At 72.4% G+C, this 23717-nt stretch carries 21 protein-coding genes and 1 riboswitch; of the genes, 8 read left to right on the forward strand and 13 right to left on the reverse strand.

Annotated features, from left to right (window positions below; genetic code table 11):
- Positions 1-26 precede the first annotated feature (26 nt).
- From HUT19_RS19480 to HUT19_RS19490, 3 genes are read right to left on the reverse strand one after another with little or no spacing between them, the layout of a single operon-like run.
- Complete coding sequence (locus HUT19_RS19480; protein ID WP_176181702.1) at positions 27-1568, reverse strand: HAMP domain-containing sensor histidine kinase; 1542 nt, start codon at positions 1566-1568, stop codon at positions 27-29.
- Positions 1565-2278: a response regulator transcription factor gene (locus tag HUT19_RS19485; protein WP_176181703.1), complete on the reverse strand. Its 714-nt coding sequence runs from the start codon at positions 2276-2278 to the stop codon at positions 1565-1567. The genes HUT19_RS19480 and HUT19_RS19485 overlap by 4 nt, the downstream gene beginning before the upstream one ends.
- 56 nt (positions 2279-2334) lie before the next feature.
- The gene (locus HUT19_RS19490) at positions 2335-3327 is read right to left on the reverse strand and encodes a cation diffusion facilitator family transporter (protein WP_254886189.1); all 993 of its coding nucleotides are present in this window, start codon (positions 3325-3327) and stop codon (positions 2335-2337) included.
- Between the two features lie 152 nt (positions 3328-3479).
- Between HUT19_RS19490 and HUT19_RS19495 the strand changes: the two genes are divergently transcribed.
- The 4 genes from HUT19_RS19495 to HUT19_RS19510 all read left to right on the forward strand — a co-directional run bounded on the left by HUT19_RS19495 (position 3480) and on the right by HUT19_RS19510 (position 5855).
- On the forward strand, positions 3480-3839 hold the full coding sequence (locus tag HUT19_RS19495) for a metalloregulator ArsR/SmtB family transcription factor (RefSeq protein WP_176181705.1): 360 nt from the start codon (positions 3480-3482) through the stop codon (positions 3837-3839).
- Positions 3840-3954: 115 nt separating this feature from the next.
- Positions 3955-4407, forward strand: a complete 453-nt coding sequence (locus HUT19_RS19500; RefSeq protein WP_176181706.1) for a hypothetical protein — start codon at positions 3955-3957, stop codon at positions 4405-4407.
- Positions 4408-4473: 66 nt separating this feature from the next.
- On the forward strand, positions 4474-5136 hold the full coding sequence (locus HUT19_RS19505) for a DUF3105 domain-containing protein (RefSeq protein WP_176181707.1): 663 nt from the start codon (positions 4474-4476) through the stop codon (positions 5134-5136).
- Positions 5133-5855 carry a DUF305 domain-containing protein gene (locus tag HUT19_RS19510; protein ID WP_176181708.1) on the forward strand — a complete coding sequence of 241 codons (723 nt, stop codon included), beginning with the start codon at positions 5133-5135 and terminating at the stop codon, positions 5853-5855. Before HUT19_RS19505 ends, HUT19_RS19510 begins: the two co-directional genes overlap by 4 nt.
- Before the next feature lie 104 nt (positions 5856-5959).
- Here HUT19_RS19510 and HUT19_RS19515 read toward each other — a convergent pair whose 3' ends face one another.
- The 6 genes from HUT19_RS19515 to HUT19_RS19540 form a co-directional block, all read right to left on the reverse strand.
- Positions 5960-7150 carry a cytochrome P450 gene (locus HUT19_RS19515; protein WP_176187059.1) on the reverse strand — a complete coding sequence of 397 codons (1191 nt, stop codon included), beginning with the start codon at positions 7148-7150 and terminating at the stop codon, positions 5960-5962.
- Positions 7151-7278: 128 nt separating this feature from the next.
- A complete protein-coding gene (locus tag HUT19_RS19520) occupies positions 7279-7893 on the reverse strand; it encodes an ATP/GTP-binding protein (RefSeq protein WP_176181709.1) in 615 nt (204 codons plus the stop codon).
- Positions 7874-8233 carry a DUF742 domain-containing protein gene (locus tag HUT19_RS19525; RefSeq protein WP_176181710.1) on the reverse strand — a complete coding sequence of 120 codons (360 nt, stop codon included), beginning with the start codon at positions 8231-8233 and terminating at the stop codon, positions 7874-7876. The genes HUT19_RS19520 and HUT19_RS19525 overlap by 20 nt, the downstream gene beginning before the upstream one ends.
- On the reverse strand, positions 8230-8655 hold the full coding sequence (locus HUT19_RS19530) for a roadblock/LC7 domain-containing protein (RefSeq protein WP_176181711.1): 426 nt from the start codon (positions 8653-8655) through the stop codon (positions 8230-8232). The genes HUT19_RS19525 and HUT19_RS19530 overlap by 4 nt, the downstream gene beginning before the upstream one ends.
- 14 nt (positions 8656-8669) lie before the next feature.
- Complete coding sequence (locus tag HUT19_RS19535; RefSeq protein ID WP_176181712.1) at positions 8670-10235, reverse strand: sensor histidine kinase KdpD; 1566 nt, start codon at positions 10233-10235, stop codon at positions 8670-8672.
- 354 nt (positions 10236-10589) lie between these two features.
- The gene (locus HUT19_RS19540) at positions 10590-13307 is read right to left on the reverse strand and encodes a SpoIIE family protein phosphatase (RefSeq protein WP_254885657.1); all 2718 of its coding nucleotides are present in this window, start codon (positions 13305-13307) and stop codon (positions 10590-10592) included.
- A gap of 265 nt (positions 13308-13572) precedes the next feature.
- Between HUT19_RS19540 and HUT19_RS19545 the strand changes: the two genes are divergently transcribed.
- A complete protein-coding gene (locus HUT19_RS19545) occupies positions 13573-13998 on the forward strand; it encodes a hypothetical protein (RefSeq protein WP_176181714.1) in 426 nt (141 codons plus the stop codon).
- 67 nt (positions 13999-14065) lie between these two features.
- On the opposite strand, the gene HUT19_RS19550 is transcribed toward HUT19_RS19545, so the two are convergent.
- Positions 14066-15301 carry a PP2C family protein-serine/threonine phosphatase gene (locus HUT19_RS19550; RefSeq protein WP_254886190.1) on the reverse strand — a complete coding sequence of 412 codons (1236 nt, stop codon included), beginning with the start codon at positions 15299-15301 and terminating at the stop codon, positions 14066-14068.
- 149 nt (positions 15302-15450) lie between these two features.
- On the opposite strand from HUT19_RS19550, the gene HUT19_RS19555 reads away from it, so the two are divergent.
- Positions 15451-16995, forward strand: a complete 1545-nt coding sequence (locus tag HUT19_RS19555; protein WP_176181715.1) for an ATP-dependent DNA ligase — start codon at positions 15451-15453, stop codon at positions 16993-16995.
- A gap of 33 nt (positions 16996-17028) precedes the next feature.
- On the opposite strand, the gene HUT19_RS19560 is transcribed toward HUT19_RS19555, so the two are convergent.
- A complete protein-coding gene (locus HUT19_RS19560) occupies positions 17029-17682 on the reverse strand; it encodes a 3,4-dihydroxy-2-butanone-4-phosphate synthase (RefSeq protein ID WP_176181716.1) in 654 nt (217 codons plus the stop codon).
- Positions 17683-17806: 124 nt separating this feature from the next.
- Positions 17807-17937, reverse strand: a riboswitch (FMN riboswitch).
- 210 nt (positions 17938-18147) lie between these two features.
- Between HUT19_RS19560 and HUT19_RS19565 the strand changes: the two genes are divergently transcribed.
- Entirely contained in the window at positions 18148-19185 is a 1038-nt protein-coding gene (locus HUT19_RS19565) for an endonuclease/exonuclease/phosphatase family protein (protein WP_254885658.1), read from the forward strand.
- Positions 19186-19346: 161 nt separating this feature from the next.
- On the opposite strand, the gene HUT19_RS19570 is transcribed toward HUT19_RS19565, so the two are convergent.
- A complete protein-coding gene (locus HUT19_RS19570) occupies positions 19347-20396 on the reverse strand; it encodes a LysR family transcriptional regulator (protein ID WP_254885659.1) in 1050 nt (349 codons plus the stop codon).
- 182 nt (positions 20397-20578) lie between these two features.
- Here HUT19_RS19570 and ligD point away from each other — a divergent pair, with 182 nt between their 5' ends.
- Positions 20579-21511 carry a non-homologous end-joining DNA ligase gene (gene ligD / locus HUT19_RS19575; RefSeq protein WP_176181718.1) on the forward strand — a complete coding sequence of 311 codons (933 nt, stop codon included), beginning with the start codon at positions 20579-20581 and terminating at the stop codon, positions 21509-21511.
- A gap of 37 nt (positions 21512-21548) precedes the next feature.
- On the opposite strand, the gene HUT19_RS19580 is transcribed toward ligD, so the two are convergent.
- Entirely contained in the window at positions 21549-23627 is a 2079-nt protein-coding gene (locus HUT19_RS19580) for a PhoX family phosphatase (protein ID WP_176181719.1), read from the reverse strand.
- Between the last annotated feature and the right edge of the window lie 90 nt (positions 23628-23717).

A 23717-nucleotide genomic window follows, 5' to 3' on the forward strand; every position in this document is an offset into this window, starting at 1 on the left:
GCCGTACCTGCCTGTCGGACGGGACGCTAGGGACGCTCTTTGTGGAATTCCTGTGGACCGGCCCCCGGGTGCGGGCCGGGCCCGGAGTACCAGTCCCGGCGCAGCAGCGGCAGGGTGGCCTCCCCGCCCCCGGCGGCCGCCACGGATCCGTCCGCCAGGACCGGCAGCCGGATGGCGAGCCGCGCGCCCGGCCGCCCGTCGGGCCGGTTCGCCACCGCCACCGTGCCGCGGTGCAGCGCGATCTGCTGGGCGATCAGGGTGAGCCCGAGCCCGGAGCCGGGGCTGTCCGGGCGGCGGTGGAACCGCTGGAAGACCTCCTCGCGGAGCTCGGGCGGTATGCCCGGCCCCCGGTCGTCCACCGTCAGCAGCGCGGCCGGGCCGTCCGGTGCCCGCTCCGGCCCCAACGCCACGTCGATCCGGGCCGGTCGGCCGTCCGGGGTGCCGTGCACCAGCGCGTTGGTGAGCAGGTTGTCCACCACCGAGCGCAGCCCCTGCTCCCAGCCGTGCGCCCACAGCCCCGGAGCGGCGGTCACCCGCACGTCGGCCTCCGGGTGGCGGCGGCGCAGATCGGCCGCCGACGCCTCCACCACCTCGGCGAGGTCGACGGGTTCGAAGGCGTCGGCCTCCACCAGATCGCCGTGGGCCAGCGCCCGGAGCATCACCAGCAGCCGCAGCAGCCGTTCGTGCTCCTCGCCGAGGTCGGCCAGCACCTCGGTGCGGTCGGCGGCGGGCAGTTCGGGGTACTCGGCGAGGATGTCGAGGTTGGTGCGCATGCTCATCAGCGGGGTGCGCAGTTCGTGGGAGGCGGCCGCCGCGAACGAGCGCGCGGTCTCCAGCGCCTCCGCGGTGCGCGCGGCCTGCTGGTCGTAGCGGTCCAGCACGGTTCGCAGGGTGGCCGCCAGATCGTCGACCTCGGCGATCCCGGTGCGCCGGTGGTCCAGCCGGGCCGGGCTGGTACGCGGATCGAGCCCGCTGGTACGGCGCTGGAGACGGCGCAGCGGCCGGACCGTGCCCGACGCGGCGGCCCAGGCCAGGGCCCCGGCGAGCGGGGCGGCCAGCAGCGCGACGGTCACCACGCGGCGGCGGACGAGCGAGAGTTCGGCCTCGCTGGTGGCGTCGGGGGAGAACAGCCACAAGGTGCCCCGCGCCGCTGGTCTGCCCTGCCGCTGCCCGATCGACACCGGGAGGGACAGCGCCCGCCAGCTCGCGTCGTCCGCGCGCACCGTGACGGGCCGTCCGGACACCTCCGGCAGGGCCACGGAGCTGTCGTCCGGCCGGGGCCCGGCGGCGACGGTGCCGCCCGGACCGTTGAGCCGGATGCCCATGTCCAGGGCCGAGCCCAGCAGCCGCCGTTCACGGTTCTGCTGGGCCGCCTGGCGGCCCGACGCGGTGGCGCGCAGCAGGGCCCGCGCGTCGGGGGCCACCGCCTGCGCCGCGCGGCGCAGCCGGGCGTCCTGTTCGTGGTGCAGATCGGTGGCGACCAGCCGCAACAGCACCCAGCCGGAGGCGAGGACGAGGACGGGGACGGCGGCCCCCACGGCGAGCGCGATACGGGTGGCCAGCCTCATGACGTACGGCCGCCCGGGCCGTCGGGGGTGCGCAGCACAAAGCCCACTCCGCGCACGGTGTGCAGCATGCGCGGCCGTCCGCCGGCCTCCATCTTGCGCCGCAGATAGCTGACGAAAGTGTCCACGGCGTCGGTGCGCACCTCGAAGTCGTAGCCCCAGACGCGGTCCAGCAACTGGTCCCGGGTGAGCACGATCCCGGTGTTGCGGGCGAGCACCTCCAGCAGTTCGAACTCGCGCCGGGTGAGCGGCAGCGGCGCCCCGTCCAGCCATGCCTCGCGCGCCTCGGGGGCGATCTCCAGCGGACCGACGCGCACCCGGTCGGTGGGCGCGGGCGGGCGGCGGCGCAGCAGGGCGTGCAGCCGCAGCACCAGCTCTTGCAGGGCGAAGGGTTTGACGAGGTAGTCGTCGCCCCCGGCCTGGAGTCCGGCGACCCGGTCGGACACCTCGTCGAGGGCGGACAGCATCAGCACCGGGATGTCGTTGCCGTCGCCGCGCAGCGCCCGGCACACCTCGATACCGCTCAGGTCCGGCATGGAGATGTCCAGGACCACCACGTCGGGGGCGTGGTCGCGCACCGCGGCGAGGGCGGCGCGACCGCCGTCGGCGAGGGACACGGAGAAGCCGTTGAGCCGCAGTCCGCGCTCCAGGGAGCGCCGGATGGCCGCGTCGTCGTCGGTCACCAGGACCCGTCCGCCATCTGTGGTCGCCATCGGCACCACCTCCGGCCCGCGATGGTACGGGCCCGGGGTGATCCACCGGACACGGGCTATGCGGCGGTGCGCGGGACGGCGTGGTGGGCGAGCGGCGCATGCGGGTCGGGGGCGCCGGGCACCGGTGCCGGATCGGCGTGGATCAGGGCGGCGGTCAGCCGCGGCACCGCGTGCAGCAGGGCGTGTTCGGCCTCGACGGCGACCCGGTGGGCTTCCCGTACCCGCAAGCGCCCGTCGACCACCACCGCGACCTCCGCCCGCAGCCGGTGGCCGATCCAGCGGAGCCGCAGTTCGCCCACGCCCCGCACGCCGGGGACGGCCGTCACCGCCCGCTCGGCCGCGTCGACCAGCTCCGGGTCCACGGCGTCCATCACCCGGCGGAACACCTCGCGGGCGGCGTCGCGCAGCACCAGCAGGATGGCGGCGGTGATGGCCAGCCCCACCAGCGGGTCGGCCGACCGCCAGCCGAGCGCCGCGCCGCCCGCGCCGGCCAGGACGGCGAGCGAGGTGAAGCCGTCGGTGCGGGCGTGCAGTCCGTCGGCGATCAGCGCGGCCGAGCCGATCTCCCGGCCGACGCGGATGCGGTAGCGGGCGACCCATTCGTTGCCGACGCAGCCGATGACGGCGGCCACGGCCACCGCGGGCAGATGGCTGATCTCCCGCGGGTGCAGCAGCCGGTCGACGGCGGTCCAGGCGGCGAACGCGGCGGAGGCCGCGATGGTGAGCACGATCGCGATCCCGGCCAGGTCTTCGGCGCGCCCGTAGCCGTAGGTGAAGCGGCGGGTGGAGGCGCGGCGGCCGAGGACGAAGGCGACGGCGAGCGGCAGCGCGGTCAGGGCGTCCGCCGCGTTGTGCACGGTGTCGCCCAGCAGCGCGACCGAGCCGGACAGCGCCACGACCACGGCCTGGGCCAGGGCGGTGGTGCCGAGCACCGCGAGGGAGACCCACAGGGCGCGCATGCCCCGCGCGGAGGTCTCCAGGGCGTGGTCGGTGCGGTCGGCGGAGTCGTGGGAATGGGGGCGGAGCAGATGCCCGGCCCGGTGGCGCAGCCGGGCCCACCGGCCGGTGGGCCCGTGGTGGTGGCCGTCCTGATGTCCGTGGTCTCCGTGCCGGTCGTCCACGACGCTCCCCTTTCCTCCGACTGGCCCGATGCGCTGGACATGCGCTGGACACGGTCTCCCCGTAGAGCCATTATGTGCGTATGAGCGCACGCATGCACCTATCAGATGCGCACCGTGCGCATCAGCGAGCACCGAGCGCCGCGCAGTTCGACCGCGCGGCCCGCCTCCTCGGCCTGCTCGCCGACCGCACCCGGCTGGTGCTGCTGCACACGCTCACCGCGGGTGAGGCCGATGTGACCGCCCTGACCGCCGCCTGCAGCGCCGCCCGCCCGGCCGTCAGCCAGCACCTCGCCAAGCTGCGGCTGGCCGGTCTGGTCACCTCCCGCAAGGACGGCCGCCGGGTGGTCTACGCACTCCAGGACGGACACCTCGCCCGGCTGGTCGCCGAGGCCCTCAGCCACGCCGACCACGAGCTGTCCGGCCTGCCCCGGCACGACTGACCCGCTCCGGCCCGCCCCCGACCCGCTCCGGCGGCGCGACCGGGCGGCGCCAGAGGCGCGATGGGGCCGTGTGGCCATTCAGTCGCGGCAAGCCCACTGGTTACGATCTGGCGCGATGGGAACACGGCGGGAGGCAGGCGGCGGCATAGCGAGGAGCGTGGTGTACGGCACCGCGCTCCTCGGGCTGTGGCGCGCCGCCCTGCTGCTGGCCGCGGTGCTCTGGGTGATGCCGTCGTGCGTCCACCCCGCCGCGCACCACGTCCCGCCGTCGGCGGGGTGCACCCACCACGCGGCCACGACCGCGCCCGACCTCCTCGCCCTCGGCGCCCAGCCGGTCCGCGCGGAGCAGGACCACCCGTCCGATCCGGACGGCCCCGGGGGCGGCGACAACTGTGTCGCGGGCCCCCGCGGCACGGGCCAGGCGCTGGTGCCCACCCCCGTCCCCCCGCCCCTGCCCACGGAGGCGCCGCCACCCGGCGCACCGCGGACCGCGGACTCCATCCGGGCACCGCCCGACCGCACCGTCCACGCCCTCGGCCTCCATCAGCTCCAGGTCCTGCGGACCTAGACCGAGGCCGGTACACGCGATCACTTCACCCATCCAGTGCGCGAATTGCGAGGACTGACTACAGCCATGGGTTCCAAGGGCTCGAAGACGAAGGGCGCGGCCTCCGACCGCCGCGCGAAGATAGAAGAGCTGCGCCGCGCGGAGAAGGCCCGCGAGCGCCGCTACCGGATCCTGACCATCACCTCCTGCACGGTGATCGTCGCCGGTCTGGCCGTCGGCGGCTACTTCCTGGTGGACACCGGGGACAAGGACGAGAAGACCAAGGTCACCTCCCAGACCGTGCGCACCGGTACGTTCAAGGGCATGACCACATGGAAGGGACTGACCCAGACCCACGTCCGGGGCAAGGTCAAGTACGCCATGTCACCGCCGGTGGGCGGGGACCACAACCAGGTCTGGCAGAACTGCTCCGGCGACGTCTACGACAAGCCGCTGGAGAACGAGCACGCGGTGCACTCCCTCGAGCACGGCGCGGTGTGGGTGACCTACACCGACAAGGCGTCGGCGAAGGACGTGGCCACGCTCAAGGCGCGGGTGGAGAGGACCCAGTACTCCCTGATGAGTCCGTACCCGGGCCAGAAGTCCCCGATCATCCTGAACGCCTGGGGGCATCAGCTGAAGATCGACAAGGCGTCCGACCCGCGAGTGGCCGCCTTCTTCAGCACGTTCGTGCAGGGCGACCAGACTCCTGAACCGGGCGCCGCCTGCACCGGGGGGAAGCCTTCATGACCGGTGTCCGGGCCGGGTTCGGCCGGGCGTCTCGCCAGCCCCTGGTGGCGGGTGTCGCCGCGGCGGTCGCCGTGCTGACCCTGGTCGCGGTCGGGGTGCTGTGGCTCATGACGGACCGCTCGGAGGGCAGCACCGACACCGGCACCCCCTCGACGACCTCCGCCGAGGCGGGGTTCGCCCGGGACATGGCGGTCCACCACCAGCAGGCGGTGGAGATGTCGTTCATCGTGCGCGACCGCACCGACGACGAGGAAGTGCGGCGGCTCGCCTACGACATCATCAACACCCAGGCCAACCAGCGCGGGATGATGCTCGGCTGGCTGGATCTGTGGGGGCTCGACGTGACCTCCGAGGACCCCCCGATGACGTGGATGGAGCACGGCTCGAAGGGCCATGGCTCGATGGACCACGAGGGGATGGAGGGCATGGACGACGGCGGGCGGTACACCCCGCACGACGGCTCGCTGATGCCGGGCATGGCCACCAACGCCGAGCTGGACAAGCTGCGTTCGGCCAAGGGCAAGAAGGCCGAGGTGCTCTATCTGAAGCTGATGACCGCCCATCACAGGGCCGGGGTGGCGATGGCCCGGGGCGCGGTGGAGCTGGCCGAGGACTCCACCGTCACCCGGCTGGCCAGGACGATGGTCCAGGGGCAGCAGGCGGAGATCGCGCTGATGGCCGACATGCTCAAGGCGCGCGGGGCCCGCGCCCCGTCCTGAGCCGGGGCTCCCGATTCCCGCATCCGATTCCCGCACCGGACGCCCCGGCCCTCGCGGCCGGGGCGTCCGGCTGTCCGGCGGCGGCGCGGGCGCGGCGCCGGGACTCAGCCCAGCGGCGCCGGGGTGAAGGTGACCGGCATGGCGGCCACTCCGTGCATCAGGGCGGAGGAGTTCCACTGGAGCTCCTCCGGCGCCACGGCCAGCGTCACGTCCGGGAGCCGGTCGATCAGCACCTCGATCGCCGCCGTGGCGATGACCTCGGCCAGTTCGCGCCCGGGCTCCGGGCAGCCGTGCTCACCGTGGCTGAAGGACATATGGGCCTGGTTGCCCGACGCCCCGGCCCGGAAGTCCGGGCGGACGTTGGGGTCCGCGTTGGCCGCGGCCATCCCGAGGACGAGGCAGTCGCCCTTCCTGATGTGCTGTCCGCCGAGCGTGGTGTCCTCGGCGGCCCAGCGGCCGATGAAGTTGGGGACCGGGGTGTCCTCCCACAGCACCTCGTTGAGCGCCTGGCCGACGCTGCGGCGGCCGCCCGCCATGGTGACCGCGAAGCGTTCGTCGGTGAGCATCAGCCGCAGCGCGTTGCCGATCCAGTCCGCGGTGGGCTGGTGGCTGGCGTAGACGGTGCCGATCAGATCGTTGACGATCTCCTCGTCGGTGAGGCCCGCGGGGTGCGCGGCCAGCCGCTCGGGGATGCTGGGCACCGGGTTGACCCGGACCTTGGCCACCAGCGCCGCCATCCGGTCGTACATCCGCTGGTACGCGGCCGCCTGGTCCTCGCTGCCGTTGGCGAGGTCGAGCATGTCGCGCAGGAGGGCGGCCGATTGGGAGGCGTCCAGGCCGAACAGCCGGGTGACCACGCGCAGCGGGAGCCGGCCGGCGTAGTCGGCCACCAGATCGGCGCGGCCGCTGCCCGCGAAGGTGTCGATCAGTTCGTCGGCGACCCGTTCGCAGCCGGACCGCAGCTCGAACTGGTCCACCGAGGACAGCGCGTCGAACATCGCCTCGGACCGGCGCTGGTGCTCGGCGCCCTCGGTGAACAGCATCGTCGGGCGGTAGCCGACGAAGGTCATCAGCGGCCAGTCGGCCGGGATGCGGTCCCAGGCGTGCCAGCGGCGCGAGTCGCGGGCGAAGACCTTGGGGTCGGAGGTGACGCGGTGCAGCTCCCGGTAGCCGAGGACCAGCCAGGCGGGGACGTCGCCGTCGAGCAGGATCGGCGCGACGGGGCCGTGGTCCCGGCGGAGCTGCCGGTACAGCTCGTCCGGGTCGTCCTGGAAGCGTGCGGTGGGCGTGGGCACCGCGTCCGGGTGAAAGGGGCACTCCGGGCCGGGTGTTGCGGGCGCGGACGCCGGGGCGGGTGGGGTGAGCGGTTCGGCCGGGACGGGCGGGTTGTCCGCCGCGGCCGCGAGGGCGGGGTCGGGAGTCGTCACGCGGTGCTCTCCACGGCGGAGGTGGCGGACAGGGAGTAGAGATAGCGGGCCAGCGTGACCAGCACGGTCTTGCAGGAGTCGCGTTTACGGGCATCGCAGTCGATCACCGGGACCTCGGGCGGCAGATCGAGGGCCTCCCGCACCTCCTCCAGCGAGTGCTGTGGCTCGGTGAAGTTGTTGCGCGCCACGATGAACGGGGTGCCGTGGTGTTCCAGGCGGTCCAGCGCGTACCAGGAGTCGGCCAGCCGGTTGGTGTCCACCAGCACGACCGCGCCGAGGGTCCCGGAGAACAGCCGGTCCCACAGGAACCAGAACCGCTCCTGGCCGGGGGCGCCGAACAGATAGAGCACCATCTGCTCGTCGAGGCTGATCCGGCCGAAGTCGAAGGCGACCGTGGTGGTGGTCTTGTGCTGGACGAAGGAGGCGTCGTCGATCCCGATGCCCGCCTGCGTCATCGTCTCCTCGGTACTCAGCGGACGGATCTCGCTCACCGACTGGACCATCGTCGTCTTGCCGACGCCGAACCCGCCGACGATCACGATCTTGAGGCCGTCGCTCGCGCTCTCCCGCAGCGGGGCGCGTACGGCGCTGTCAGAGGTTCTGGAGTGCAACGAGCACCTTCTTCAGGGTTTCGGGCTCCGGCAGCCGCCCGCCGGGGCGGGCCGCGTGCGGATGGCGCGCGGTGATCCGGCCGGTGTCGAGCAGATCGCACAGCAGGATCTTGACGACGCTGACGGGCAGGTCCAGATACGAGGAGAGCTCCACGACCGACAGCGGACTGCGGCACATCCGGAGGATCTTGATGTGCTCGGACTGCATGCCCGGCACCGGCTCGCATTCGCTGACGATCAGCGTGACCATGTCGAAGACGCTCTCGTCGGCGCGGCTTCGGCCACTGGTGATGGTGTACAGCCGGTCCGGGTCCTCGTTGTCGAGCGCCCCTCGGATCATGCGTTGGTCCCGGCGGCGCCGCCCGCGGCCACCCGTGGCGCGGCCCGCAGATAGTCACCGATCTGCTCGACCAGCTCGTTCATGTTGTGGCCGATCACGCCGACATCGGCTTCGTCATGGGCCACGACGGCCAGATGGGCGCCCTCACCGGCTTCGACGATGAACAGGATTCCCCCGTGGAACTCCGTCATCGACTGCCGGACCCCGCCGCTGCCGTCGCCGAACTCGATGGACGCGCCGTGGGCGAGGCTCTGGATGCCCGACGCGATGGCCGCCAGCTGGTCGGCCTGGTCCACGGACAGCCCGGAGGTGAGGCACAGCTTGAGGCCGTCCCGGGACAGCACCAGGGCGTGCCGTGAACCCGGGGTCTTCTCCAGGAGGTTCTCCAGCAGCCAGTCCAAGCTGCGGTCTGTGGTGTTCATCGACGTTCCTTCTGTCACGGCTGGTCGTTCTCAGCAGGCTCGGCGGACTCGGCGGACTCGATGTGCTCTGCGGGCTCCGTCGACTCGGCGTTACGCGCGGCACCGGCGGCGGAGCCTTTGCGGGTTGCCTGGCGGAAGGCGCCGAAACGCGCTCCTGCCTCCTCCGGGCACGGACGGCTGGTCTTCCCCTCTTTGCCGGCCTCCGGCGAGACGGGCGGTACGGGCCGGGAGGCCGCCGCCAGCGTCTCGCCGCGGCGCCGCTTGGGCAGGCCGTTGACCGACCGCGGGGGCCGGGCGGCGGGGGACGGCGTACCGGGGGCGGGTGCCGGGGCCGGGGACTCGGCGGCCGCCGGGGCCTTGGCCGGGGCGCTGCCGGCGCGCTCGACCACCCGCGCGGACGGGGTGGCGGACGCCTGCCGGGCCGCGTCGACGGCACGGGCGCGGGCGGGCGGCTCGAGTACGGCGTCCTGGTTGATGTGGGTGATCAGCTGCTGCGGGATCAGCACCACCACGCCGGTGCCGCCACGGGCGGACGGCCGGAAGGAGACGGTGAGATCGTGCTTGCGGGCCAGGCAGCCGACGACCGCGAGCCCGAGCCGGGTGCCGGACAGCGTCGTCAGGTCCAGCGCCTCGGAGGACACCGCCTTCTGGGCCCGGGCCAGCGCGGCCGGGCCCATGACCAGACCGCCGTCCTCGATGGTGACCACGACGCCGGTGTGCGTCTCCTCGACGTACACATGCACCTCCTCGGTGGGAGGCGAGAAGCTGGCGGCGTTGTCCATCAGCTCGGCGAGCGCGTGCATGACGCCCTCGGCGGCGTAACCGGCCACCGCCGCGTTGCTGGCCGAGTGGACCCTTACCCGCTGGAAGGCGCTGATCCGGCCGACCGCGCCGCGCAGCACGGACTCCATCACGATGGGCTTGGTCCAGCGGCGCCCGGAGCGGGCACCGGTGAGCACGGCGATGGAGTCGGCGATCCGGCCCGCCTGGGCGGTGGTGTGATCCAGCTTCAGCAAGTCGCCGAGGACGCTCTCGTCGTGCCGGTTCTCCATCTCGCGCAGATCGGCGAGCATCGTGGTGGCCAGCGCCTGGACCCGGCCCGCGGCGTTGGCGCACGCCGCCATCGCGGAGGCGCGCATCCGCTCACCGGTGCCGATCTCCTGCACCAGCACCCGCAGCAGCCGCTGGTGGGCGGCGCTGACCGGACGGGTCACCTGGGTCAGCACGGTGTCCGCCGACCCGCCGTCCCGCAACCGCTTCACCGCTGCCGGAATCGTTTCATCAGCGAGTCTGGCGGCCTCCAGCTCCTTCGCCGCGGCCTCCCGCTCCAGCGTGGTGACCCGCTCCTGGAGGCGGCCGATGGACCGCGACCGGAAGGCGGCGACCGCCAGGGCCACCGCCAGCAGGACGGCGGCCGCCCCGCAGAAGACGGCGACCGCGGTGCGGTCGGTGGCGGGCACCTCGGCCGTCACCCACAGCCCCGCGCCGCCGGCGACGACGGCGGCCAGCAGCGGGACGGCCAGAGCCTGCCGCGTCAGCGAAGGTCCTTTGTAGGGATGGCTGGATATATGTGCTGACATCTATCAGGTCCTCATGGGCGCGTTCGTTGGGGTTGAGACGGGACCACGCCGACATCAAGCCGTGGGCGGCACATGTTAGTACTGCTCACGCATTTTTGACCGGTACCGCTCAGTAGGCGGACGATGACGGCCCATCACCCGCCGAGGACCTCCGCACGCCGCTTACCGGGACAAAGGTGAACAGTTCTGAGGTGATGTCACGTATCCCTCCGAGGAAAGGCCGGAAATCGGCCCCGTGATCGGAGACAATGGATCCAGTAGCGCGGGAACCCTCACACGACCTCCACCGAGCGCCGTAAACGTGAACGTCCCGCGGCCGGGCCCGCGTTCCGCCACGACCCCGCCCGTACCCCGCTACGGCAGCGCCAGCTCGGCCCAGATGACCTTGCCGTCCGGGGTGTACCGGGTGCCCCAGCGGTCCGCGAACTGCGCCACCAGGAACAGCCCGCGGCCGCCTTCGTCCGTCGTCGCCGCGTAGCGCAGATGCGGTGAGGTGCTACTGGAATCGGACACCTCGCAGATCAGCCCGCGGTCGCGGAGCAGCTGCACCCGGATCGGGCCGGTGGCATGCCGGATGGCGTTGGTGATCAGTTCGCTCAGCACCAGTTCGGCGGTGAACCCGCAGTCGCCCAGGCCCCATTGCTCCAGCTGCCGCAGCACGGCGGCGCGGACCCCGGCCACCACCGCCGGATCGGAGGCGACCTCCCAGGACACCACCCGGCCCGCGCCCAGCACCCGGGTGCGGGCGGCGATCAGCGCGATGTCGTCGCTGGGGGTGGTGGGCAGCATCTCGTCCAGGACGTGGGTGCAGATCTCTTCGGGTGTCCGGCCGGGCAGGGAGAGGGCGTCGCGCAGCAGCTCCAGACCGGTGTCGATCTCCCGGCGGCGGTCCTCGATCAGTCCGTCGGTGTAGAGCACCAGATTGCTGTTCTCGGCCAGTTCCAGTTCGGCGGTCTCGAACGGCAGCCCGCCCAGGCCCAGCGGTGGACCGGCGGGCAGATCGGGGAACTCCACCGAACCGTCCGGACTCACCACGGCGGGCGGTGGATGGCCCGCACGCGCCATCGTGCAGCGCCGCGTCACCGGATCGTAGATCGCGTACAGACAGGTGGCGCCGATGATCGATTCGCCCGCGGCCTCCAGGCCCTCGATCCGCTCCAGGGAACCGGGGCTCTCGTCCTGGTCGATCCGGGCGATCAGATCGTCGAGATGGGACAGGATCTCGTCCGGCGGCAGATCCAGCGTGGAGAAGTTGTGCACCGCCGTCCGCAACCGACCCATCGTCGCCGCCGCATGCAGACCGTGCCCCACCACATCACCCACCACCAGCGCCACCCGCGCCCCCGGCAGCGGAATCACATCGAACCAGTCACCCCCCACCCCCGACTCCGCCGGCAGATAGCGGAAGGCGACGTCCAGGGCGCTCTGGGCGGGCAGGGCGCGCGGCAGCAGGCTGTGCTGGAGGGTCACGGCCATGGTGTGCTCGCGGGTGTAGCGGCGGGCGTTGTCGATGCACACCGCCGCGTGGGAGGCCAGCTCCTCGGCGAGCGAGACCTCTTCGTCCTCGAAGGGCTCCCGCTCCTTCATCCGCCAGAAGTTGACCATCCCCAGCAGCACGCCCCGGGCCCGCAGCGGCACGGTGACCAGCGACCGGACGCCGTACTCGACGACTTTGGCGGTCTGTTCGGGGTCCTGGGCCTGCCATCCGGTGGCCTCGGCGAGATCGGTCTCCACCACCGGCCGCCCGCTGCCGTAGCCCCACGCCTGGGGGGTGGAGGCGACGAACGAGAAGTGCTTGCCGACCGGGTAGAAGGGGTGGTCGCGGCTGAGGCCGTGGACCGCCGCCCGCAGCATCTCCACCCCGCTCACCGCCAGCGGCTCCTCACCGCGCGCCACCGGCTCCGCCAGGTCGACGGTGACGAAGTCGGCGAACCGCGTCACCGCCATCTGCGCCAGCTCCTCGGCGGTCCGGCCGATATCGAGGGTGGTGCCGATCTCCACACTGGCGTCGTACAGCAGCTTCAGCCGCTTCTGTGCCACATCGGCGCGGCCGGAAAGGGCGCGCAACTCGGTGGAGTCGCGCAGGGTGGCGACGCTGCCGGGCGGGCCGCCGACGCGGTCGGTGAGGCGGTTGTTCACGGCCAGCAGCCGTTCACCGGCCACCACCACCTCGTCGGTGACCACCCGACGGGAGACCAGCAGATCGGTGATGTGCGGCTCCAGGCCGAGGTCCTCGACCGGGCGCCCCTCGGGCCGGGGCGGCAGGTCCAGCAGGCGGGACGCCTCGTCGTTGGCGAGCACCAGACGGCCGTCGGAGCCGACGATGAGCACCCCCTCGCGCACCGAGTGCAGCACCGCGTCGTGGTGCTCGTACATCTGGGTCATCTCGACCGGGTCCAGACCGCGGGTCTGCCGTCTCAGCCGTCTGCTGACCAGGGTGGTACCGCCGGTGGCGAGGGCGAGCGAGGCGATGACGGCGCCGATGAGCAGGGGCAGTTGGCGGTCGACGAACCCGCTCACCTTCTTGACCAGGATCCCGGCGCTCACCAGACCGATCACATGCTGATGGCCGTCGAAGACCGGGACGACCGCCTGGCTCACCTCGCCACCGGGGCCGTTGACGATCTCGGTCACCCGACCGCCTGCCAGCGCGGGCTTGATGGTGCCGACGAAGTGCTTGCCGATGAGGCCGGGCACGGGGTGGGTGATCCGGATGCCCCTGTCGTCGGTGACCACGATGAAGTCGAGATTGGACTTCTTGCGGACGGCCTCGGCCTTCGGCTGGAGCAGCGCGGTCGCATGACGGCTCTGCAACTCCCGGACGATCCCGGGGGAGCTGGCGAAGGACTCGGCGACGGCCAGCGACCGTCCCCGCGCCTCCTCGGTGGAGTCACGGCGTACCTGGAGCACCAGCGCCACGGTGGCCGCGGCGCCGAGCAGCAGCACGATCACCAGTTGCAGAACGAGGACCTGACCGGCCACGCTGCGGACGCTCAGCCGCGACCGCGAGCGCCGCCCCGGCACCTCCGGGCGCTCACGCCGCTGACTCCGTGGGCGCCGACCGGGGAACATACGGGCAGCCCACGATCGACCCATAAACCGGGCCATACCCCTACATCTACACCGGAGGCCCCCGGAAGGCGAGCTCCACCCAGGGGCCCCGCCCACACCGAGCACAGTCCGTGACGTCTCGGTGACGCTCCATCATCTTGCGGGGTCCCGCCACGCGGGGTGCCGAGCCGGGCGGTCTGTGTCAACCTTAAGAGGGGCAAATTCACCTGAATCGCCCCTTATCGGAACCATATGGTCTTCGATAGCGCCTGATGGAGGAGCCGAAATGGCCAGTCACGCCGGTGGAGTCCAGACAGGAGCCGCCGCCCCACGCACCCCCGAGGTGAGCGGACGGCTCGTCTTCGCGGCGGTCATGATGATCTTCGGTGGTCTGATGACCCTGTTCCAGGGCATCGCGGCCGTCACCCACGACGAGGTCTTCGTCACCACGCAGAACTACATCTTCCAGTTCGATCTCAGTGGATGGGGCTGGGTCCATCTGATCCTCGGCATCGTCCTCATCGTGGCCGGCCTGGCGGCGTTCACCGGGGCGATGTGGGCGCGGGTCACCGGTGTGGTGCTCGCCGGACTCGCTCTGATCGCCAACTTCCTGTGGCTGCCGTACTACCCGGTGTGGGCCATGGTGCTGCTTGTCGTGGACGGCTTCGTCATCTGGGCGCTGTGCACCGCGCAGAGCCGCAGCACCGCCTGAGCACCACCGCGGCCCCGGCGACCGTCTGAGCACCACCGCGGCCCCGGCGGAAGGCCCCGCGAGACCTTTACAGCCCGATGACGACGAGCGCGGTGTCATCCGCGGCGGGGCCGCCGGTGACACCGAGGTCCGCCAGCAGGGCGTCCGCCAGTTCCTCCGGACCCTGGCCGCTGTGCCGGGCGAGGCCGGCGGTGAGCCGCTCCAGCCCGACGTCGATGTCCTCGTCCCGGCGCTCGATCAGCCCGTCGGTGTAGAGGACGAGGGTAGCCCCCGCGGTGTAGTGGACATCGGCCTGCGGCCGGGGCACGTGCTGCTCGACCCGGGCGCCCAGGGGCGGGTCGGTCGCCCCGTCCAGCAGCTCCACCCGGCCGTCGGCATGGAGCAGCGCGGGCGGCGGATGGCCCGCACAGCTGTAGACGACGGTGTGCGCACGGGGGTCGATCACCACCTGCACGGCGGTCGCGGCGAGCGCCCCCTCGACGAAGCGCGCGTAGAGCCCGAGCACCTCCAGGGCATTGGCGGGTCCCTCCACCACCCGGGTCGCGGCGGACAGCGCGCTGCGCAGCTGTCCCATCACACAGGCCGCCTCCAGCCCCTGCCCCACCACATCCCCCACCGCGACGGCGATCCGGCCCTCGGACAGCTCGGTCAGCTCGTACCAGTCGCCGCACACATTGAGCGAGCCCACGGCGGGTCGGTAACGCACGGCCGCGTACGGATGGTCCTCCGGTGAGCCGGCGGGCAGCATCGCCCGCTGGAGCGCGAGCGCGGTCGCCCGCTCCCGTGCGTGGGCCTGCCGCAGCCGCTCGTTCAGCTCCTGGAGCTCACGGGTGCGGATATAGAGGTCGGCGCTCATGTGCTCGGCCCGTGGGCTCAGGGGGGACCGCGCCCCGCCGCCCTCCTCGTGCCCGCGGACGAACTCCGTCACGTCCTCGACCCGGTGGATGATCAGCTCGACCCGGCCCTCCCGGTCCAGCACGGGAGTGTTGATCGGGCTCCAGTACCGCTCCTCGAAACCGCCGCCCTCCCCCGCCACCGGGATGTCGTACTTCAGCATCCCGATGGTGTCCCGTTCCCCGGTGCGCAGCACCCGGCGCAGCGAGGACTCCAGACTGCGGGTGGCGGTGTGCTCCGGGTCGTCGGGGTTCTCGGGGAAGGCGTCGAAGACGTGCATCCCGACCAGTTCCTCGCGGGTGCGCTGGGTGTCCCGCAGATACGCGTCGTTCACCGCGACGATGACCAGGTCGCGTCCCAGAATCAGCACCGGGGTCGGGATGGCCTCGAAGATGGCCTCGTAGTCGATCTGCTGTCCCGTGGCGCGCTCCCTGTGTCGGCACCCGCCTCCACCCGGCCCCCTGTGCCAATGTATGCCGCTTCCGCCGTCCCGGCCCCCCCGGCGCGGGCCCCTCCGGCCCGGGTGCGGCCGGGCCCCGGGCGGGGCAGGCTGAAGCCATGCTGCTGGCAGATGTCGCGCGGACCTCCCGGAAGGTGGCGGCCACCTCCGCCCGTTCGGAGAAGACCGCCGCCCTGGCCGGGCTGTTCCGCCGCACGGAGCCTGCCGAGGCCCCGGTGGTGATCACGTATCTCTCGGGCAGGCTGCCGCAGCGCCGCACCGGGGTGGGCTGGTCCACCCTGCGGGAGCGGTACGAGCCCGCCGACGAGCCGCGGCTCACGGTGCTGGAGGTGCACCGGGCCCTCGACCGGATCGCGGCGGTCTCGGGCACCGGCGCGGCCGCGGCGCGGAAGCAGATGGTGGGCGAGCTGATGTGCTCCGCGACCGAGGACGAGCAGCGCTTTCTGCTCGGGCTGCTGAGCGGGGAGCTGCGGCAGGGCGCGCTGGAGGCGCTGGCGGTGGAGGGGCTCGCGGCGGCGGCCGGTGCGCCGCCGGTGGAGGTGCGCCGGGCGGTGATGCTGGGCGGCTCGCTGGGCGCGGTGGCCGAAGCCCTGCTGGGGCGCGGCCCGGAGGCGCTGGCCGACTTCCGGCTGGAGGTGGGGCGGCCGGTGCTGCCGATGCTCGCGCAGACCGCCAAGGACCTGGACGAGGCCATGGACCGGCTCGGCCCCTGCGCGGTCGAGGAGAAGCTGGACGGCATCCGGGTCCAGGTGCACCGGGACGGGAACGACGTACGGATCTACACCCGCACCCTCGACGAGATCACCGGGCGGCTGCCGGAGGTGGTCGCGGCGGCGCGGGAGCTGGCGGTGGAGCGGGCGGTCCTGGACGGGGAGGTGATCTCCCTGGACGCCGAGGGGCGGCCGCGGCCGTTCCAGGAGACCTCCGCCCGGGTCGGCTCCCGCCTCGACGTGGCCGGGGCCTCGGCGGCGCTGCCGCTGTCCCCGGTCTTCTTCGACCTGCTGGCCGTGGACGACCGCGAGCTGCTGGGGCTCCCGGCCCGGGAGCGCCACGGCGAACTGGCCCGGGTGGCGCCCGAGCCCCGGCGGGTGCGGCGGCTGGTGGCCGAGGACCCGGAGGATCCCGAAACCCGGCGCGCGGCCGGTGAGTTCGCCGCCGACGTACTGGCCCGGGGGCATGAAGGGGTGCTGGTGAAGGGGCTGGAGTCGGCGTACGGCGCGGGGCGGCGCGGGGCCTCCTGGCTCAAGGTCAAACCGGTGCACACCCTCGATCTGGTGGTGCTGGCGGCGGAGTGGGGGCACGGCCGGCGCACCGGGAAGCTGTCCAATCTGCATCTGGGCGCGCGGCGGCCGGACGGCACGTTCGCGATGCTCGGCAAGACGTTCAAGGGGCTCACCGACAAGCTGCTGTCCTGGCAGACCGAGGCACTGCTCGCGATCGCCGTCAGCGACGACGGCTGGGTGGTGCGGGTGCGTCCGGAACTGGTGGTGGAGGTGGCCTTCGACGGTCTCCAGCGCTCCTCGCGCTATCCGGCGGGGGTCGCCCTGCGGTTCGCCCGGGTGCTGCGCTACCGGGAGGACAAACCGGCGGACCAGGCGGACACCGTCGCAACGGTGCTGGCGCTGCGGCGGAACGGCGGTTAGCGGCCGCCGGGGACACGGGCGCGGGACGCGGGCTCAGCGGCCCAGCGCCCGCGCGGCCAGCCGGTACGCGGCCAGGTCGGTCACCGAGATCATCGGCATCAGACGGCTCGCGGCCAGTCTGCTGAGGTCGCCGTGGCACGCGGTGTTCCAGTCCGCCCGGACGACCTCGCACATCGTGGTGACGCCGGAGAGCCCGGCCAGCAGGGACAGATCGACGGCGGCCTCGGGGTATCCGGCCCGCTCCAGCACCCCGCCGGGCACCGCGCGCACCGGGAAGACATGACCGGGGCGGCCCAGTTGCTCGGGGGTGGTGCGCGGATCGGCGAGGGCCTGGATGGTGTGCGAGCGGTCGAGGGCGGAGCCGCCGGTGGTGGTGGGCCCGAGCAGATCGACCGAGACGGTGAAGGCGGTCGCCTGGAGACCGGTGTTCTCCTCCACCATCTGCGGCAGTGACAGCCGGGCGGCGCGGTCGTGCGGCAGGGCCACACACACCACGCCGGAGGTATGGTCCAGCATCTGGCGCAGGGCGCCCTCATGGGTGTGTTCCGCGGCGAGCACGAGATGGCCCTCGCGCCCCCGCGACGCGTCGTCGAAGACGACCACGAAGCCGCCCTCGGCGAATGCCTCGCTCGCCTGTTCCACGGCCAGCAGACGTTCCGTCCCGACCCGTTGCTCCATCACTGCCATGGGCTGTGGCCCTCCTGCCCCTGTTCCCTGCGGATCGATTCCGGGGACGCGGGCAGAAGCGGCGCGGTGCACGGTCCGGGCCGCCCTGCCGTCCGGCGGGTCCCACCGTGCGCCACGGATACCGCCGCGTACCTCCTCCCATCCGGACTGTCACCGTCGGTCCCGGAATTCCACCGGATCGGCCGGCCGATGGATTCGGCCGGGTCGCGGACTGTCACCGCCGGTTCGGAGTTGCACCGACCCCGGAGCACGCGAAAACGCTGAGGAACATTTTGGCACACACCAAACCTCTGACGAAGTGTCAATGCTCACACGCCGTACGCTGACGATTACGCAAGATCATCTCCGTACTGGACCGTTGGGCCCGGGACGGCGGGGCGGACGGCCGGGCCGAACGGGCGGCCCGGCCGGGCGTCCTGGGCGCGGGAGAGAATGTGGGATCCCGCTCCGATCGAGAGGCCCGGCGTGGAGACGACCGTCGCGGAGGACCGTGCCACCGCACCCGCCCGGAGAGCCGCCCGCCGGCTGGCACGGCTCCCCGACGGGCGCGGGCGGCAGGCGGCGGCCTGGTGCGCGGCACTCCTCCTGGCCGCGGTGAGCGTGGTGGTGGGCTGCCGGGCCGCCGACACCGACGGCATCACCCCGATCCCCCAGCTGCTGGCCTTCCTGCCCTGGCTGCTGCTCCCCGCCGGGCTCGGGCTGCTGCTCAGCGTGGTCGCCCGCTGGCCGCTGGGATGCGGCTGGGCGCTGACCGCCGCCGCGGTCACCGCCTGGTTCGTCCAGCCCTACGACAGCGGTCCCGCCCCCGCGCCGCGCGGCCCGGTCCTCGCCCATCTGCGGGTGCTGACCGCCAACCTGGAGTTCGGCGGCGCCACGGACGGGCTGCTGAACGCGCTGCGCCGGGAGCGGCCGGACCTCGTCTCGGTCCAGGAGTGCGACCGGCGCTGTGCGGCGGCGCTGCGCTCGGCCGACATCCGCGCGGCGTATCCGTACCGGAACGTGGTCACCGGCCGCCCCGCCCAGGGCTCGGCGATCCTCAGCCGCTTCCCGCTGGAGAACGGGAAGGGGCTGCCCGGTGAGCTGGCGATGCCCGGGGCGGTGGCGCGGATAGCCGGGCAGCGGCTGCGGGTGCAGGTCGCCCACCCCATGCCGCCGATGCCGGGCCAGCTGGGCATCTGGCGCGCCGAGTTGGGACGGCTGCGGAGCTACGCCGCCGAGCGGGGCGAGCACCCCACCCTGATCGCCGGGGACTTCAACGCGAGCCAGGACCATACCGCCTTCCGGGCCATTCTGGACACGGGGATGCGGGACAGCGCCCGCGCCGCGGGGCTTTCCCGGACGCCGAGCTGGCCGAGCGCCACCACCCCGGCACTGGGCACGCAGATCGATCACGTCCTGGTCAGCGACGCGCTGCGGCCGCGTACGGCCCGCTTCCTGGATCTGCCCGACACCGACCACCGGGCCCTGCTGGTCGAGCTGGATCTGCACCGGACCGGGCGCTGAGCGGCCTCGCTCAAGTCCGGTGCGGTTCGGTCGCGCCCCGAAGGGGGGCGGGGCTTGTGTCGATATGCGGCTTTCGCCGCGTGGGCGCGACGGCCACGACGCGACCGCAGACGCATGACGGCACCTCGCGGCACTTCCCGCGGAGCGCTGAGCGGCCGTCGTCAGCTCTCGCTCGGATCCCAGGAGTTGGCCAGCTCGAACGGATCGGGCTCCAAACCCGCCGTGGGCCAGCGCTGCTCGCGCTGCCACCGCTCGTTCTCCAGCGCCAGCGCGCTCCACAGCTGATTGAGCGGATGGGAGGCGTCGTAGTGGTCGCGCTCCCCGCGGCGGGTGAAGGCGCCGAGCAGCACCTCGAGTCGGGGCCCGGTGTCATTGACCAGTTCCACGGCGCGCAGCTCCCGACCCTGGGCGACGCGCGGATCGCCCGCGGCGTCCGCCACCCCCTTGGTCACCAGCATGCAGCCGCGCAGCAGCCCCGAACGCAGCAGCTCGAAGCCGTAGTTGACGGTGTCGATCTCGGCGGCGATATGCAGCTTGCCGCGGTAGTCGGCGCCGAACCAGGTGTGCAGTACCCCGTTCATCAGCCCGCTCGCCGAGATCACCAGTGGGACGGTGCGCAGCTCACCGGCCTCGACCGTCGGGCCGGGCAGCTCCTCCTCGGGCAGATTGGTGAGCAGCGAGACACCGTTGCGGCGCCACTCCATCACATCGAAGTCGCCGAGCTCATGGTCACCGCCGGGCCTGGTCACCACACTGCCGCAGACCAGATCCACCTCCTTGGCGCGCAGTTTGGCCAGTACGTCGCGGGTGCGGACATGGCCGACCTTGAGCTCGATACCGCGCTGCCGGAACTCCTCGGCCACCCGCTCCCCGGCACCCGCCAGATAGCCGAGGGTGAAGCGGGTGGTGCCCACCATCAGCGTTCGGCCGAGCCGCCGCCGTGACTCGTGGATCCCCTCCAGCCAGTCGCCGAGCGTGTCGCGCGCCAATGCGACGAGGGTTTCCCCGGTGCCGGTGAACAGCACGTCCTTGCCGCGCCCCTGCTTGAGGACCAGCGGTTCGCCGCACAGCTCACGGAAGTTGCGGTTCATGGTGTCGAGCTGCTTCTGCACACTCGACTGCTCCCGTCCCAGAACACGCGCCGCGCCCAAGGCCGTTCCGGCCTCGTGGACCACGATCAGCGTACGGAGCTGGTCCATGGTGGTGTCCATCAATGCGAGCGGGCTCTGCAGAAGCCTGCTCCGGCCGCCCGCGGACGGCGGTCCGAGCGCACCCGATCTCGCCATGTTTTCCCCCGCTTTCACTGTCCATCCTTTTTTCAGGACTGACGAGTTTAGTCACGGATCCCGACGGTTACTCGGCCTCGATATGCCCACGAAAGGGGACGCCCGTTATGAGCGCGAAAGGGCCCGATGTACGGAAGGTCAGGGCCGGGCATCACACAGTCGAGATCAGCCGGCCCGGAAAAGTGCTCTTCCCCGATGACGGAATCACCAAGTCCGATCTTGTCGATCACTATCGCGCGGTCGCCCGGCTCATGGTGCCGCAATTGCGCGGGCGCCCATTGATGATGGAACGCCATCCGGACGGAATCGGCGGAAAGCCGCTGATGCAGAAGAATGCCCCCGATTACTTTCCGGACTGGGTGCGCCGGGCCGTGCTGCCGAAAGAAGGCGGCGAGGTCACCCATGTGGTGTGCGACGGCAGCGCCACCCTCGTCTACCTCGTCGACCAGGCGTGTATCACCCCGCACCGCTGGCTCTCCCGCGCCGACCGTCCCGACCACCCCGACCGGCTGGTCTTCGACCTCGATCCGCCCGGGGAGTCCGGTTTCGAGGCGGTGCGGTGGGCGGCCCGGCGGGTGTGCGCACTGCTCGGCGACATCGGACTGCCCGGACAGCTGATGACCACCGGCTCACGCGGCCTCCATGTCGTCGTCCGGCTCGACCGCGGCGCGGACTTCGACACGGTGCGGACCTTCGCCCGGGACACCGCCGAAGTACTGGCCGCCCGCCACCCCGACCGGCTGACCACGGAGACCCGCAAGGCCAACCGGCGTGGCCGGCTCTACCTGGACATCCAGCGGAACGCGTACGCGCAGACGGCGGTGGCGCCCTACGCGGTGCGGTCACGGCCGGGCGCCCCCGTCGCCACACCGATCGACGCCGAGGAGCTCGACGACCCCGCGCTCACCGCCGACCGCTGGACGGTGCGGACCATCGGGGAGCGGCTGGAGAACGACCCCTGGGCCGGTACGGGCGCCAGGGGCCGTTCGCTGGGCGCCGCGCGCCGCCGACTCGAACGGCTGACCGCGGACGGCGGCTGAGCGGCTGAGCGGCCGAACGGCGGTAGGACGGCCGGGGTCAGACCCCGATGTTCCCGCCGTCGCGCCGCCAGACGCTGATCACCGACGGGCGGACCAGCTTGCCCGGCCCGTCCGGCCAGGTGGACTTGGGCTTCTCCACACTCGCCCCGTCCATCTCGCCCGGGTGCTGCACGGCCACCAGCACCCGCCGGTCCTGGACGATCGGACCGCAGGTCTCGGCACCGTTCGGCACGGTCAGGAACTGCTTGACCTCACCGCGGCGACGGCCCGCGGTGGCCACTCCGAACAGCCCGTCGTGGTTGCCCAGGGCATTGCCGTCCGTCGAGATCCACAGGTTGCCGTAGGAGTCGAAGGTCAGGTTGTCCGGACAGGAGATCGGGCTGACCTGGTCCTTCGGGAAGCCGCCGAAGTAGGTGGCCGGGTCCTCCGGGTCACCGCAGACCAGGAACAGCCGCCAGCCGAAGCGGCGGGAGGCCGGGTCGCCGCAGTGCTCGGTCAACTCCAGGATCTGACCGTGCTTGTTGCCGTTGCGCGGGTTCGCCTCGTCGACGGGTGCCTTGCCCTGCTTGCCCCGGTCGGTGTTGTTCGTCAGCGCGATGTACACCCGGCCGGTGCGCGGGCTCGGCTCGACGTCCTCGGGGCGGTCCATCTTCGTCGCGCCCACCTTGTCGGCGGCCATCCGCGTGAAGACGTACACCTCCTCGGCGGTCATCCCCTCCACGTGGGAGGTGTCGCCGCTCGCCAGCGGTATCCAGCGGCCGCTGCCGTCGAACTCGCCGTCCTCGGGCAGCTTCCCGGTGCCGTCGATCTCCGCGGCCGGGCTGTCACCGGTGAACTTGGCCACGTAGAGCGTGCCCTCGTCCAGCAGGGTGCGGTTGTGCTCGCGCGCGGCGCGGCTGGTGCCCTTCATCATGCGCTTGGCCGACACGAACTTGTAGAAGTAGTCGAACTTCTCGTCGTCGCCCATGTAGAGGACCGGGCGGCCGTCCTCGGTCAACCGGGGTTCGGCGGCCTCGTGCTTGAAGCGGCCCAGCGCGGTCAGCTTGCGCGGGGTCGAGTCCGGGTCGTACGGGTCGATCTCGATGACCCAGCCGAAGCGGTTGGACTCGTTGGGCTCCCGCGCCACGTCGAAGCGCTGGTCGAAACGCTCCCACTTGCGCTCGGACGCGGCACCGGCGATGCCGTAGCGCTTGAGGCGCGCGGCCGTCGTCGGGTCGGTCACCGAACCGCCGTTGGCGAAGTACTGGTTGAAGTTCTCCTCGCCCGACAGCACGGTGCCCCACGGGGTGATGCCACCGCCGCAGTTGTTCAGCGTGCCCAGGATGCGCCTGCCGGTCGGGTCGGCCGAGGTGCGCAGCAGCTTGCTGCCCGCCGCGGGGCCGGTGACCTCGAACGGCGTGGTTCCGGTGATCCGGCGGTTGAGCCGGTGGCGGTTGACGGCGGTCAGCTTCCCGAGCCGGCGGTCCTCCTGCGCCACCACCACGGACAGCCCGTGCGCGGCCCAGCCGATCTCGGCCTGCTCGCGGGTCGGGTTGTTCGCGTCGTACCCGGCGAACATCAGCACCTCGTCGGTGTACTCGTGGTTGACCACGAGCAGCTGCCGGTCCCGCTCGTGCGGAACGTCGAGGACGGCCATGTAGTCGTTGTTGTAACCGAACTGCCCCGCCTGCGCCCTGGCCGACTGATGGTCCGCGTCGAAGGCGGGCGCGCCGCGCAGGATCGGGTCGCCCCACCGGATGACGACGTTCTGGTCGTGGCCCTCGGTGACGACCACCGCGTCCTCGGTGTTCGGCGCGACCGGCGCGAAGCGCAGGCCTCGTGCCGCCCGTCCCTCGGCGGCGGTCGCCGAGGCCGACGGCGCCGCTCCGGCCTCGGCGGCCGACGCCTCCGGTGCCCGGCCGACCGCCGTGACACCGGTCGCGGCGGCCACGGTCACCACGGCGCCCGCCCGCAGCAGCGAACGGCGCGACGCGGCACCCGCGATGACGTCGCCCACGTACTCGTTGTCGCTGGTGTTCGGCACCTCGTGGAAACAGGCGTCACCGCAGCGGTACCGGCAAGTCAGCGCGGCACGACCGCCCGGATGAGCGCTGATGAGCGGCAGTAGCTTGCGCACGTCTTCCCCTCCGTAAGAGTGTCACGTAAGGCTTCTGGGGGACCCGCTCGCGCGGCCCGCACCGACATGACGTCGGAATCCTCTTTCGGC

Origin of the sequence: Streptomyces sp. NA02950, assembly GCF_013364155.1 — a bacterium.
Taxonomy (GTDB): Bacteria; Actinomycetota; Actinomycetes; order Streptomycetales; family Streptomycetaceae; genus Streptomyces.